General features: G+C 57.5%; 11 protein-coding genes. 5 read left to right on the plus strand and 6 right to left on the minus strand.

Going from position 1 to position 13,221, the window contains the following annotated elements; genetic code table 11:
- Positions 1-221: 221 nt before the first annotated feature.
- On the minus strand, positions 222-809 hold the full coding sequence (locus tag FHW71_RS08725; protein ID WP_008102656.1) for a Yip1 family protein: 588 nt from the start codon (positions 807-809) through the stop codon (positions 222-224).
- A 166-nt stretch (positions 810-975) separates the two neighbouring features.
- On the opposite strand from FHW71_RS08725, the gene FHW71_RS08730 reads away from it, so the two are divergent.
- Entirely contained in the window at positions 976-1,551 is a 576-nt protein-coding gene (locus tag FHW71_RS08730; protein WP_008102658.1) for a DedA family protein, read from the plus strand.
- Here the strand turns inward: FHW71_RS08730 and FHW71_RS08735 are convergent, their stop codons facing one another.
- The gene (locus FHW71_RS08735) at positions 1,552-2,328 is read right to left on the minus strand and encodes an SDR family oxidoreductase (RefSeq protein WP_008102660.1); all 777 of its coding nucleotides are present in this window, start codon (positions 2,326-2,328) and stop codon (positions 1,552-1,554) included.
- Positions 2,329-2,445: 117 nt separating this feature from the next.
- Here FHW71_RS08735 and FHW71_RS08740 point away from each other — a divergent pair, with 117 nt between their 5' ends.
- Both FHW71_RS08740 and FHW71_RS08745 read left to right on the plus strand, forming a co-directional pair.
- A complete protein-coding gene (locus tag FHW71_RS08740) occupies positions 2,446-4,260 on the plus strand; it encodes a glycoside hydrolase family 15 protein (RefSeq protein ID WP_154153250.1) in 1,815 nt (604 codons plus the stop codon).
- A 196-nt stretch (positions 4,261-4,456) separates the two neighbouring features.
- Positions 4,457-5,509: a L,D-transpeptidase family protein gene (locus FHW71_RS08745; RefSeq protein WP_008102664.1), complete on the plus strand. Its 1,053-nt coding sequence runs from the start codon at positions 4,457-4,459 to the stop codon at positions 5,507-5,509.
- Between the two features lie 166 nt (positions 5,510-5,675).
- Here the strand turns inward: FHW71_RS08745 and FHW71_RS08750 are convergent, their stop codons facing one another.
- Complete coding sequence (locus FHW71_RS08750) at positions 5,676-6,701, minus strand: transporter (protein WP_008102665.1); 1,026 nt, start codon at positions 6,699-6,701, stop codon at positions 5,676-5,678.
- 162 nt (positions 6,702-6,863) lie between these two features.
- On the opposite strand from FHW71_RS08750, the gene FHW71_RS08755 reads away from it, so the two are divergent.
- Both FHW71_RS08755 and ppk2 read left to right on the plus strand, forming a co-directional pair.
- Positions 6,864-8,474, plus strand: coding sequence for an inorganic phosphate transporter (locus FHW71_RS08755; protein WP_179451506.1), 1,611 nt, complete (start codon positions 6,864-6,866; stop codon positions 8,472-8,474).
- A gap of 12 nt (positions 8,475-8,486) precedes the next feature.
- A complete protein-coding gene (gene ppk2, locus FHW71_RS08760; RefSeq protein WP_154153256.1) occupies positions 8,487-9,407 on the plus strand; it encodes a polyphosphate kinase 2 in 921 nt (306 codons plus the stop codon).
- On the opposite strand, the gene FHW71_RS08765 is transcribed toward ppk2, so the two are convergent.
- The 3 genes from FHW71_RS08765 to rhlE all read right to left on the minus strand — a co-directional run bounded on the left by FHW71_RS08765 (position 9,404) and on the right by rhlE (position 13,157).
- A complete protein-coding gene (locus tag FHW71_RS08765) occupies positions 9,404-10,606 on the minus strand; it encodes an MFS transporter (protein ID WP_008102673.1) in 1,203 nt (400 codons plus the stop codon). The genes ppk2 and FHW71_RS08765 overlap by 4 nt on opposite strands.
- A gap of 207 nt (positions 10,607-10,813) precedes the next feature.
- Complete coding sequence (gene dusC, locus FHW71_RS08770; protein WP_179451508.1) at positions 10,814-11,764, minus strand: tRNA dihydrouridine(16) synthase DusC; 951 nt, start codon at positions 11,762-11,764, stop codon at positions 10,814-10,816.
- A gap of 4 nt (positions 11,765-11,768) precedes the next feature.
- On the minus strand, positions 11,769-13,157 hold the full coding sequence (rhlE, locus tag FHW71_RS08775; RefSeq protein ID WP_008102680.1) for an ATP-dependent RNA helicase RhlE: 1,389 nt from the start codon (positions 13,155-13,157) through the stop codon (positions 11,769-11,771).
- Between the last annotated feature and the right edge of the window lie 64 nt (positions 13,158-13,221).

Genomic DNA, 13,221 nt, shown 5'->3' on the forward strand with positions numbered 1-13,221 from the left:
GGCCGCCCGCAACAATCCAGACGGGATGCGGGCTGGCAGCAGTATCATACGCACTTACCTGAGAAATTTCTTATCGAGATTGTTTCTGGGCGTTAAAAAGGTCGCCATAAAAGACGACCTCACGGGTTGGGTGCGTTTTAGGGGAAGGTCGCCATGAATGGCGACCCTACGAGTTGAGTGTGTTTTTTGTAGGGTCGCCATTTATGGCGACCTGGCTAACGTCAGAACAACCGCGGCCCGTAACCCCACAAAATCACCGTCAGCGCCAGCAGCACTTCAAACACCAACACACCGATCGCCAATGTTGAACCGGAGAAACGCAGGCTCTCTTCACGGTCGATGCTCAGGAACACCGGGATGCCGACGTAAAGCAGATAACCGGTGTACACCAGCGCCACCGCACCCGCCAGCACGCAAAGCCATACCAACGGATAGAGCGCCACCAGCCCGCTGAGGAACAGCGGCGTTGCCACATAGCCGGCAAACACCGTGCAGCGCTGCAGGCTAGGACGCTGCGGATAGTTTCGCGCCATCCAGTGGATCACCCGCCCCATCACCGCCACGCCGCCGAGAATAATCAGATAGAACAGAATGCCGAGACCGATACCGGTCAGTAGATTGAGTTGTACGAATTGCCCTTCGCCCAGATTCCAGCCCAGTTGCGTGGTCCCGATAAAGGCGCAGATCACCGGGATCGCCGCCATTAGCAGAACATGATGGGTGTAATGGTGCGAAACGCTCTCATTTTCCTGTTTAATATCGCGCATTTCCTGACCTGGATGCGCCAGTAAACCCCAGACATGATTCATACATCTACTCCTTTGCTGCGATGGGCTGCCCTTACAGCTAACGGCCTGATCAACGGAGGCAGCGTTAACTCAAGTATAATCGTCAGCGCCGTTTTTGCGGGTCGCCACACAAATTAAGCCGCTGGTATACACTAATAGCGATTTCACACTTTGCAGGGAGGATAATTTGCATCTCGATATCAATGGATTAATTACCCAATACGGTTATCTGGCGCTGCTGATTGGTTGTATCGCCGAAGGGGAAACGTTCACGCTGTTGGGCGGTGTGGCGGCGCATGAAGGCTTATTGCACTTCAGCGGCGTGGTGCTGGCGGCAATGGCGGGCGGCATTATTGGCGATCAGCTGCTGTTCTGGCTGGGACGTCGTTATGGCACGCGTATTTTGCGCCGTTTCAGTAAACATCAGGAAACTATCGGCAAAGCTAATCGGCTGATTCGCAAACATCCCAGCCTGTTCGTGATTGGCGTGCGCTTTATGTATGGCTTTCGCATTGTCGGGCCGATCATCATCGGCACCAGCCATCTCAAGCCGCTGCGCTTCTTTATTTTGAATGTGATTGGCGCGGCGCTGTGGTCGCTGATCTTTGTTTCGCTGGGCTACTTTGCCGGACAGATCGTCGCGCCGTGGCTGCACAAAATCGATCAGCACCTCAAGCCGGTATTGTGGCTGGCGGCGGCGGTGATTTTCGGCATCGTCCTGCGCTTTATCATTCGCCACTGGAACCGCCGCCGCGCCGGTTAATTACTGGTGGTAACCCTTAAACTGTGGATTGGCCAGCATAAAACCACCGTCGACAATAAACGATTGTCCGGTGGTATAGGTTGCCCACTCCGAGCAGAGCCACGCCACTAAACTCGCCACTTCACGCGTATCGCCGGGACGCCCAATCGGGATTTCCGGCATACGTCGCCCTTGCTGATCATCTTTCATATCGTTCATTGCGGTGGCAATTGCGCCCGGCGCGACCGCGTTCACCAGAATATGGTGCGGCAACAGACTCAACGCCATCGACTTGGTCAGGCCACCAAGCGCATGTTTGGCGGCGGTATAAGCAGTGGCATCCGGCAGTGGCGTGTGTTCATGCACCGAGGTGATGTTGATGATGCGTCCGCCGTCGCCCTGATCCACCATATGGCGCGCGGCAATCTGCCCACACAGAAACGCGCCATCGACATCCACATTGAACACCTTGCGCCAATCCTCAAAGGTGACGTCGAGAAAGTCGGCTTTGGTCATCACGCCGGCGTTGCTCACCAGCACATCGATGCGCCCCAGCGAGTTGATCAGCTGTGCCAGTTGCTGCGCGCCAGCTTGCGGATCGGAGAGATCGACCTGCCGCACCTGCGCCTGCTGTCCACGGCTCTCCACCATGCGTGCGGTTTCCTGGGCGCCCTCTTCATCCGAACTCCAGGTGATGCCAAGCGTATAGCCCGCTTCGGCCAGCATCACCGCACAGCTGCGACCAATGCCAGAACTGGATCCGGTGACCACAGCGACTTTCTGTTTTCCTGAGCTCATAACATTCTCCTGATTGAGGGTGTCTTTACAGTATAGAAGTTATCCTTCTGTGCCTCGGCGCCGCCGAATCTGCCGTTTCGTCTATAGTTAACAATTACATACGCATTAGGGGGCACGATGAGCGAGATAAAACGAAGAATAGACGACCACGGTGTGATTGGTGATTTACGCACCTGCGCCCTGATCGCGAATGACGGCACCATCGATTATTTGTGCTGGCCGGAGCTCGATAGCCCGTCGGTTTTCGCCGCCTTGCTCGACAGCGATGAGGCAGGCCTTTTCTCCCTCGCGCCGGACTGGAAACATGCCCGCCAGCAGCAGCTTTACCTGCCTGATACCAATATTCTGCAAACCCGCTGGCTGGATGACGCGGGCGTAGCAGAGATTACCGATTACATGCCGATTTGCGATGAACACAGCAAAGTGCCGCGTATCGTGCGTCGCGTGAAAATGGTACGCGGCACGGCAAAATTTCATCTGCTGTGCGCCCCGCGCCATGACTATGCACGCGCCGAAACCACCACCGAGCTGCGGCCCGGCGGCATCGCGTTTCTGGCGCCCGGACAACCCACGTTGCGTCTGAGCGCTACAGTGGTGATGACGCGCGAAAATCACAGCGCGGTGGCGGAATTCACCCTGAAAGCCGGTGAAACCGCCGAATTTGTCTTTGGTAACGATGACGATGCCAACGTGGCCAAGATCGCTACCGAGCAGTGTTTCCATGACACGCTGCAGTACTGGCGGCGCTGGAGCAGCCACAGTTCCTATCGCGGTCGCTGGCAAGAGATGGTGACGCGTTCGGCGCTGGCGCTGAAGCTGCTAACCTCGCATCAGCACGGTTCAATCGCCGCAGCCGCCACCTTTGGCTTACCGGAAGAGTTGGGCGGCGAGCGCAACTGGGATTATCGTGCCTCGTGGATCCGCGATGCCTCGTTCAGCATGTACGCGCTAATGCGCCTCGGCTACACCGAAGAAGCGCGCGACTTTACCAAATGGGTCGGCCGCTGCGTTGAACACAGCCACGACGATACGCCACACTTACAGGTGATGTATCGCCTCGACAGCGGCACCGAACTGCACGAAACCGAGTTGCTCAATCTTTCCGGCTACGCCAATTCGCGTCCAGTGCGCATCGGCAATGATGCCTGGCGTCAGACGCAGCTCGATATTTATGGCGAGCTGATGGATGCCATTTATCTCGCCAACAAATATGGCGAGGCGATTTCACATCGCGGCTGGAAGTACGTCTCCGATATGATCGATTACGTCTGCGTTAACTGGAATCAGCCCGATGCTGGCATCTGGGAGATGCGCGGTGAGCCGGAGCATTTCCTGCATTCACGCCTGATGTGTTGGGTAGCATTGGATCGCGCGCTGCGATTGGGCATGAAGCGTTCATTGCCGATGCCGTACGAACGCTGGGATCGGGTGCGCAGCGAGATCCGCGACGATATCTGGCAGAACTTCTGGAACCCGGAACTGGGCCATTTCACCGCCACGCGCGGCGGAACCTTCCTTGATGCGTCGATGCTGCTGATGCCGCTGGTGCGCTTTGTCAGCTCCACCGATCCCGACTGGATTTCGACGCTGGATGCGATTAAAACGCATCTGGTGAGCGACGGTTTAGTTCGGCGCTATAACATTCACGAGACGCCTGCCGATGCTTTAACCGGTGGAGAAGGCTCTTTTGCCGCCTGTTCCTTCTGGTATGTGGAGTGTCTGGCGCGTGCGGGTCGCGTACATGAGGCGCATTTTGAGTTTGAAAAGCTGCTGAGTTACGCCAATCCGCTCGGTTTGTATGCCGAAGAGTTTACTTCGCACGGCGAAGCATTGGGTAACATGCCGCAGGCGTTGACGCATCTGGCATTAATCAGTGCCGCTTTTTTCCTCAATCGTAAACTGAGTAATGAAGTGACGCTGTGGCAGCCGTGAAAATTCACATTTTGGGCTGCGGATCCAAGAGAATTGTCTGGTAAAGACAAGGAATTGCGTAAAGTATCTGCAGCCAGTAAAAATCCTGATTTCCATCAATGCGTCAATGCACATATAATGCGCAGCGGGTCATACTGACCACGATGGATTCGACACACTGACAAGCCTGAAACATGGCCATAACGACTTGAAAAACATGAAAATGAGCATTCGCGCGTTCGCTTCACTCGCCCTCGCACTGGCGGCGTTCAGCCAGTCGGCATTTGCAGTAGTCTATCCGCTGCCGCCGGCTAACAGCCGTCTGATCGGCGAAAACATTGAAATCACCGTACCTGATGACAGCAAACTTCCGCTGGAAGCCTTTGCTGCTCAGTATCAGATGGGCCTCAGCAACATGCTGGAAGCCAATCCGGGCGTTGACGTTTATCTGCCGAAAGCTGGCACTAAAATGATCATCCCACAGCAGCTGATTCTGCCTGACGCGCCGCGTGAAGGCATCGTGATCAACAGCGCTGAGATGCGTCTTTATTACTACCCGAAAGGCACCAAGACTGTAGTCGTGCTGCCAATCGGTATCGGCGAGCTGGGTAAAGATACGCCGATCAACTGGACTACTGCGGTTGAGCGTAAGAAAGATGGCCCAACCTGGACGCCAACCAAAGCGATGCACGCAGAATATGCGGCACGCGGCGAGAGCATTCCTGCGGTGTTCCCGGCTGGCCCGGATAACCCGATGGGTCTGCACGCGCTGTATATCGGCCGTCTGTATGCAATTCACGGTACTAACGCCAACTTCGGTATCGGCCTGCGCGTGAGCCACGGCTGCGTGCGTCTGCGTGCTGACGACATCAAGTGGCTGTTCGACAACGTGCCGGTTGGCACGCGCGTTCAGTTCATCGATCAGCCGGTGAAAGCCACCGTTGAGCCAGATGGTTCGCGCTACGTGGAAGTGCACAACCCGCTGTCGACCACCGAAGAGCAGTTCAACTCACGCGAAGTGGTGCCGATCAACCTGACTTCCGCTGTGACCAAAGTGATTGCTGATGCCAGCACCAACCAGGATGCGGTCAACAACGCTATCCAGGCGCGTAACGGTATGCCGATCAAGATTAACGGTCCAGCAGGCGAAGTTCAGCCAGCACCGGTTCCGGTTCAGGAGTCTTCTGATGCATTGCCGAAAGAAGAGCCAATGACACCGCAAGGTATCAACGGCGCAGCGCCAGCGGCGCAGCCGACCACCAGCCTGTAATCGCGGTTGAAGATGTGAAGAGCCAGCCTGCGGGCTGGTTTTTTTGTGCGCGCGTTAAGAAGGTCGCCATGAATGGCGACCCTACGTAAACGGCAAGATCGCCATTCATGGCGACAGCGTCCGTTCCGGGTTTTGTAGGGTTGCCATTTATGGCAACCTTGCCAAATCAATCCCGCGGTCGTCGAAACGCCAGCCAACCCGCCACCAACGTAAACGCCAGCACCACCAACACCAGCAGCAAAAAGCCGTGCGGATTATTCGCCAGCGGAATGCCGCCCACGTTCATACCAAAAAATCCCGCCACGATATTGATCGGCAGCGCCAGCACGGTAATCACCGTCAGCAAAAACAGCGTGCGGTTACTCTGCTCCATTAATCGCGCGGCGATCTCTTCCTGCAACAAACGAATGCGTTCCATCAAACTCGCAAGGTCATTCAGCGCCACGCTGAACTCTTCGGTGAAAATCCTCAGCTCGCCTAATGGTTCGCGCTTCAGCCATTTGGGCGGACGATTCAACAGACGGAACAACGCCGCCGGCTCCGGTGCCAGCAAACGCTGCACGCGCAGCAGCATACGTCGCAGCTGCCCCAGCTCGCGGCGATTGGTTTTGATCGCCGCACTCAGCAACCGCTCTTCAATCGCATCCACCGCCTGACTGGATCGCCGCACCACTTGCTCCAGCTGCGCTTCCTGCTCGCCAAGCAGCCACAGCAGCATCGCATCCGGCTCGGCGAACTTCAGGCGGTCCATCTGCTGATGCATGCGTTCAATCATGCCAACCGGGCGAAAACGCGCGGTGACCACCACACGCGGGCAGCACCACATCCACAGCGTGGCGTTCTGCGTGCTGCGTTCCTCTTTACTGAAAGTCACGTCATTGAGCACCGCCAGCAGCGCATCGTTTTGATGGGCTAAACGGGTGCGCGGCGAAGCCGAATGTATCTCGTCGAAAAAATCGTGGTCTACGCCAAAGTGGTCCTGAACCCAACGCTCTGCACGCGCATGATTGAGGTTGATGTGCAGCCAGATAAAGTACGACTCCGGCAGTTGCTGCTGCGCCAGCTGAGCCGCTTCGCGCGCATTGAGGCGCTGGGGCGGCGACGCGGGAGTAAACAGATAACCGTGAATCAATCCGGCGACTTCATTGTTGAAGTCCGGCAGCGAGGCGAGTGGTAGTACGGGCTGGAGCATTAGCAGGTCATTCCGCAACGGTCAGATCCACAGCGTGCGACAGCTTTGTTGCAGCACGATGACACAGCGTGATCGCCATCATCATTCTGTCATACAAACCACGTATCACACTGCCATTAACGGATGCCGTTCGAGCATCGTGATTTAACACTGAGGTGTTTTATGGCTGAAAACAGTTTACCTGCATCGACCTCCTCGTCCCACAGCGGACGCCCAAACCTTAACCGCGGCAACGGTCCAGCCTCACGCCTGATCTTTGTACTGTTGCTGATCGCTGGCCTGATGTATGCCGGCATTAACCTGTTTAATGACGTTGAAGAGACTGGCGCGCCGGTCACCAGTTATACGCCGTTCGTGCTGCTCGGCGTGGCGCTAATCATCGCGCTCGGCTTTGAATTTGTGAACGGTTTCCACGATACCGCCAACGCCGTAGCCACCGTGATCTACACCCATTCGCTGTCGCCGGGCGTGGCGGTGATGTGGTCCGGTTTCTGTAACTTTTTGGGCGTGCTGCTCTCCAGCGGCGTGGTGGCGTTCGGCATCATCTCGCTGTTGCCGGTGGAGTTGATTCTTCAAGCGGGCAGCGGCCACGGCTTTGCCATGGTGTATGCGCTGCTGTTCTCGGCGATTATCTGGAACCTCGGCACCTGGTATTTTGGTTTGCCGGCCTCCTCTTCGCATACGCTGATCGGTTCGATCATCGGCGTTGGCGTGGCGAACGCCTTGCTGCATGGTCGCAGCGGCACCAGCGGCGTGGATTGGGATCAGGCGATTAAAGTCGGTTATGCGCTGCTGCTGTCGCCAATTGTCGGCTTCGTCTGCGCCGCCCTGCTGCTGCTGGCGATGAAAGCCTTTATCCGCAATCGCCAGCTGTATGAAGCGCCAAAAGGCAATCAGCCGCCGCCGGTATGGATTCGCGGCTTGCTGATCCTCACCTGCACCGGCGTCTCTTTCGCGCATGGCTCGAATGACGGCCAAAAAGGCATGGGCTTAATCATGTTGATTCTGGTCGGCACCATGCCGATTGCCTACGCGCTGAACCGCTCGCTGCCGCCGGAGCAGATTCCGCGCGTCGCCGCATTAACTCAGGTGACGGAACAGCAGCTGCTGACGCTGCAACCGGCGCCCGCCGCCATGCCTGCGCCGCGTGAAGTTCTGACCGAATTCGTGCGCACCAACCAAAATCGCCCGCAAGTGTTACCGGCGCTCGGCATGATGCTCGGAGATATCGGTGATCAGATTCGCCGCTACGGCGCAGTGGAGAATATCCCGGCGCAGGCGGTGACCAACACGCGAAACGACATGTATCTGGCATCAGAAACCATCAAGCATCTGCAAAATGCCAAAGTGACGCTGCCGGAAGAGACCGCGCGCAACCTGGCGGCGGTGAAGAAAGAGCTGGATGCCGCCACGCGCTTTATCCCGATGTGGGTGAAAGTGGTGGTGGCGATAGCGCTGGGTCTCGGCACCATGGTCGGCTGGCGCCGCATCGTGGTAACGGTGGGCGAACGCATCGGTAAAACCCATCTCACCTACGCGCAAGGGGCCAGCGCCGAGCTGGTGGCGATGGCGACCATTGGCGCGGCGGATGTGTTTGGCCTGCCGGTTTCCACCACGCATGTGCTCTCTTCGGGCGTCGCCGGTTCGATGGCCGCCAACCGTTCAGGTTTGCAACTTTCCACCATCCGCAATCTGGGGATGGCGTGGGTGCTGACGCTGCCGGTTTCTGTATTACTTTCGGGGCTCCTTTACGCCCTGTTTATCCACCTGTAACGGGAGAAAATAATGGCGACACACGACAATAGCTTCCACAGCGAGACCTTTAATCAGCGTCTGCTGCAGGAGTTTTACGACAGCTACGACGAAGAGCTGGAGATGGAGCTGGATGACCTGCGTTTTAACGACAGCGACGAGCCGCAGGCGGATGACGATAAAGCCTTTCGTCGTCGTTATTTCCGCGAACTGCTGCATCTGCAAGGCGAGCTGGTGAAGCTGCAGGATTGGGTGATGCGCACCGGACATCGCGTGGTGATTCTGTTTGAAGGGCGCGATGCGGCGGGTAAAGGCGGCGTGATCAAACGTATCACTCAGCGTCTCAATCCGCGCACCTGTCGTGTAGCCGCCCTGCCCGCGCCCAACGATCGCGAGAAAACGCAGTGGTATTTTCAGCGCTATATCGCCCATCTGCCGGCCGCCGGTGAGATCGTGATGTTTGACCGCAGCTGGTACAACCGTGCGGGCGTTGAGCGCGTTATGGGTTTCTGCAACGAAGATGAAGTGGAAGAGTTTTACCGCAGCGTGCCGGAGTTTGAAAAAATGCTGACGCGCAGCGGCATCCAGATCATCAAATACTGGTTCTCAATCACCGATGAAGAGCAGGAATTGCGCTTCCTCAGCCGCATTCACGATCCGCTCAAACAGTGGAAACTGAGCCCGATGGATCTCGAAAGCCGTCGTCGCTGGGAAGATTACACCGAGGCGAAAGAGGAGATGCTGGAGCGCACCAATATTCCCGAAGCGCCGTGGTGGGTGGTACAAGGCGTGGATAAGAAGCGTGCGCGACTCAACTGCATCAGCCATTTGCTGCAGCAGATGCCGTACGAAGAGAGTGAAGCCAAACCGATTATGCTACCGCCGCGCGAACGTTCCGAAGACTATCGCCGCGCGCCGGTACCCGAGCACATGGTGGTGCCGGAGAAATACTAAAGCGCTTGCGCGGCCGTCTGGCGGCCGTGCTGTTGGTGCAGGCGCAGCGTGATGGCAAACGCGCCCAGCACCATCAGTGCCGCCGCAAGATAGACTGACTGCATGCCCCAATGACCAATCAGCAAGCCCGCTACCGGCCCGGTTAATCCCAGCCCTAAATCGAGAAACGCCGAATAGGTGCCAAGCGCCGAACCCTGATCCTGCTGCTGTACGCGCTTCACCGCTTCCACCCCGAGCGCCGGGAACACCAGCGAGAAACCGCCGCCGGTAAGGAACGCGCCCAAATCCACCAGCCAAATGCTGTCAGCCTGCCAAATCAGCAGCAATCCGGCACACTCCAGCACGAACGACACCAGCGCCACCTTCAGGCCTCCGAAACGTGTGATGTAGCGGCCAAAACCGAGGCGCACAATCACAAAGCCGAGGCTGAACAGCGTCAGCGCGAACGCGGCTCCGCTCCAGTCGCGGCTGGCGAAATAGAGGGTGATAAAGGTGGAGATCACGCCGAAGCCGATGGTGCCAAAACCGAGCGCCAGACCAAACATCCACACGCGGCTGACCACACGATGAAACGGAATGCGCACGCCGGCGGTGACACTGACGCCCGCTTTGCGGCTCGCCATCCAGAATCCGGCAACTCCCATGATCGCCACCAAACCCGCAAAGCCACTGATGCCAAACCATTGATTGAGCAGCACGCCGAGCGGCGCACCAATCGCCATGGCGAAATAGGTCGCCACGCCGTTCCACGAGATCACGCGCGCGGTTTGCAGCGGGCCGACAATGTTCATGCCCCACAGCGTGGATCCGGTGCTGCTAAAACTTTCACCGACGCCGAGGAACAGGCGCCCCGCCGCCAGCAGCGCCAGGCTCAACAGCGGCATATCGCTGCACAGCGCGGCGATAATCGATAGCACGCCGCTCATGCCGCAGAACACCAATCCCATCATCACCACGCGTTTTGGACCGTAGCGATCCGCCAGACGACCGGAGTGCGGGCGACTTAATAGCGTGGCGAAGTATTGCAGGCTGATGATCAATCCGGCGATAAACGAGCTGAATCCAAGCTGGTTATGCACGAATCCCGGCAGCACCGCGAGCGGCAAGCCCACCGAAAGGTAGCAAAAGAAAGTGAAGACAATGACGGAGAGAATACGTTTATTTAACTGAGCGTTACTCAGTACAGCGGCGTCAGACATGGAAGGTGGCGTCGGGGATCAGGATGAAAGTAGGCGATAACTATAACCTTAGCGTGCTAAGAGATCGCGGATTTTTTAATTATTAAGTTTATATGCACTTGTATGAGAAGGTCGCCATGAATGGCGTCCCTACAAAGGATTGGCGCGTTTTTCGTAGGGTGCGCAGCATTACGCCATAAATGGCGATCCGACAATGGTTTTGCGGAATTAAGTGATGATTGCTGATGCATGCCGCTCAATCGCGGTGGCGATTTCGGCGGAGACTTTGAGGGTGCGAACTTCGCTGAATAAGCCGTCGGCTTGGTGATACGCCTTGCGCAGGTAGCCAAGCCACTGCTTAATGCGCGCCACGTGATACATGCCGGTATCGCCCTGCTTTTCCAACTGGGTGTACTTCAGCAACAATGCGATCACATCAGGCCACGGCATCGGCGCTTCGTTGTACTTCACCACGCGCGCCAGGTTTGGCACGTTGAGCGCACCGCGCCCAATCATCACCGCATCGCAGCCGGTAATGCGCATGCAATCCTGCGCGTCCTGCCAGTTCCAGATTTCACCGTTGGCGATCACCGGAATACGCAGACGCTGGCGGATTTCGCCAATCGCCTGCCAGTTAATGCTTTCGGCGCGATAGCCATCTTCTTTGGTACGACCGTGCACCACTAATTCGCTGGCACCGGCTTGCTGCACCGCATCGGCGATTTCAAAGCGACGATCGCCGGAATCCCAGCCCAATCTCACTTTCACCGTCACCGGCAGATGATCCGGCACCGCTTCACGCATCGCTTTCGCGCCGCGATAGATCAGTTCGGGATCTTTCAGCAAGGTGGCACCGCCGCCGCTGCCGTTTACCAGCTTCGACGGACAGCCGCAGTTGAGATCTACGCCCCAGGAACCGAGCTCCACCGCGCGCGCGGCGTTCTCTGCCAGCCATTCGGGATATTGCCCGAGCAGCTGCATGCGAACGCGCGTGCCTGACGGCGTGCGGCTGTGGTTATGCAGCTCAGGACACAAACGATAGAAGGATTTTACCGGCAGCAGCTGATCGACCACGCGCAAAAACTCGGTCACGCATAAGTCATAATCATTAACCCCGGAGAGCAGCTCACGCACCAGCGAATCGAGCACGCCCTCCATTGGCGCCAGCAAAACCCTCATGACGTTAGGCGTTCCCGGTTTTCTTTGGTGCCGGACGACGACGACCGCTGTTGGCGGCTGGCGCGGCCTGGCTTGCGCCCTGCGCTGGACGACGCGCTGAACGCGCTTCACCCTGCGGACGAGGTGCATTGCCGCTGTGTGGACGAGAAACGTTGCCGCCCTGTCCGCGACCCTGGCCTTGACCGCGTCCACCCTGACCGCGACCGCCGCCCTGCTGCTGACGACCGTTCTGGATTGGCTCGGCTTTGATGCTTGGATCGACTTCGAAACCAGGCAGCTCGATGCGTGGGATTTCACGCTTCAGCAGACGCTCAATGTCACGCAGCAGTTTGTGTTCATCAACACACACCAGCGACAGTGCCGCGCCGGTAGCAGCTGCACGGCCGGTACGACCGATACGGTGCACGTAATCTTCCGCCACGTTTGGCAGCTCGTAGTTCACCACGTGTGGCAGCTCTTCGATATCCAGACCACGCGCCGCGATGTCGGTGGCAACCAACACGCGAATACCGCCAGATTTGAAGTCAGCCAATGCACGAGTACGAGCGCCCTGGCTCTTGTTGCCGTGGATCGCGGCGGCAGTGATGCCGTCTTTGTTCAGCTGTTCAGCCAGGTGGTTGGCGCCGTGTTTGGTACGGGTGAACACCAGCACTTGCTGCCAGTTATCACGGCCAATCATCAGCGACAGCAGTTCCCGCTTGCGCTTCTTATCCACGAAATGCACTTGCTGGGAAACCTGCTCAGATGCGGTGTTACGGCGCGCAACTTCAACCTGTTCTGGGTTGGTGAGCAGTTTTTCCGCCAGCGTTTTGATCTCGTCAGAGAAGGTGGCAGAGAACAGCAGGTTCTGACGCTTAGCAGGCAGACGCGCCAGCACGCGACGGATGTCGTGGATGAAGCCCATGTCGAGCATACGATCCGCTTCATCCAGCACGAGGATTTCAACCTGTGACAGATCAACTGCGTTCTGGTGTGCCAGATCGAGCAGACGGCCCGGTGTTGCCACCAATACGTCAACGCCGCCGCGCAGTTTCATCATCTGCGGGTTGATGCTCACGCCGCCGAAGACCACCAGCGAACGGATATCCAGATATTGGCTGTACTCACGCACGTTCTCGCCAACCTGAGCCGCCAGTTCGCGGGTCGGGGTCAGGATTAACGCACGCACCGGACGGCGGCCACGCGCCGTGGACGGTTTTGCAGTCAGACGCTGCAGCAATGGCAGCGTAAAGCCGGCGGTTTTACCAGTGCCGGTTTGGGCGCTCGCCAGCAGGTCACGACCAGCCAGCACCACAGGAATTGCCTGACGCTGAATAGGCGTCGGCTCTTGGTAGCCTTGTTCTGCTACCGCACGCAAAATATCGGCACTTAAGCCGAGAGAGTCAAATGACATGCAGGTGTATTACTCCGAACCGTCCTGATCGCCGTAAGCGATGTAGTTTTCAGGAGGGATATGA

The organism is Enterobacter sp. Sphag1F (genome assembly GCF_014193275.1).
GTDB classification, from domain to species: domain Bacteria; phylum Pseudomonadota; class Gammaproteobacteria; order Enterobacterales; family Enterobacteriaceae; genus Pantoea; species Pantoea symbiotica.

What these genes read in the sequence shown, in the direction of transcription:
- FHW71_RS08725 (WP_008102656.1), bottom strand. Translation starts at nt 809, where the DNA reads ATGAATCATGTCTGGGGTTTACTGGCGCATCCAGGTCAGGAAATGCGC.
- FHW71_RS08735 (WP_008102660.1), bottom strand. Translation starts at nt 2,328, where the DNA reads ATGAGCTCAGGAAAACAGAAAGTCGCTGTGGTCACCGGATCCAGTTCT.
- FHW71_RS08740 (WP_154153250.1), top strand. Translation starts at nt 2,446, where the DNA reads ATGAGCGAGATAAAACGAAGAATAGACGACCACGGTGTGATTGGTGAT.
- FHW71_RS08745 (WP_008102664.1), top strand. Translation starts at nt 4,457, where the DNA reads ATGAAAATGAGCATTCGCGCGTTCGCTTCACTCGCCCTCGCACTGGCG.
- FHW71_RS08750 (WP_008102665.1), bottom strand. Translation starts at nt 6,701, where the DNA reads ATGCTCCAGCCCGTACTACCACTCGCCTCGCTGCCGGACTTCAACAAT.
- FHW71_RS08755 (WP_179451506.1), top strand. Translation starts at nt 6,864, where the DNA reads ATGGCTGAAAACAGTTTACCTGCATCGACCTCCTCGTCCCACAGCGGA.
- ppk2 (WP_154153256.1), top strand. Translation starts at nt 8,487, where the DNA reads ATGGCGACACACGACAATAGCTTCCACAGCGAGACCTTTAATCAGCGT.
- FHW71_RS08765 (WP_008102673.1), bottom strand. Translation starts at nt 10,606, where the DNA reads ATGTCTGACGCCGCTGTACTGAGTAACGCTCAGTTAAATAAACGTATT.
- dusC (WP_179451508.1), bottom strand. Translation starts at nt 11,764, where the DNA reads ATGAGGGTTTTGCTGGCGCCAATGGAGGGCGTGCTCGATTCGCTGGTG.
- rhlE (WP_008102680.1), bottom strand. Translation starts at nt 13,157, where the DNA reads ATGTCATTTGACTCTCTCGGCTTAAGTGCCGATATTTTGCGTGCGGTA.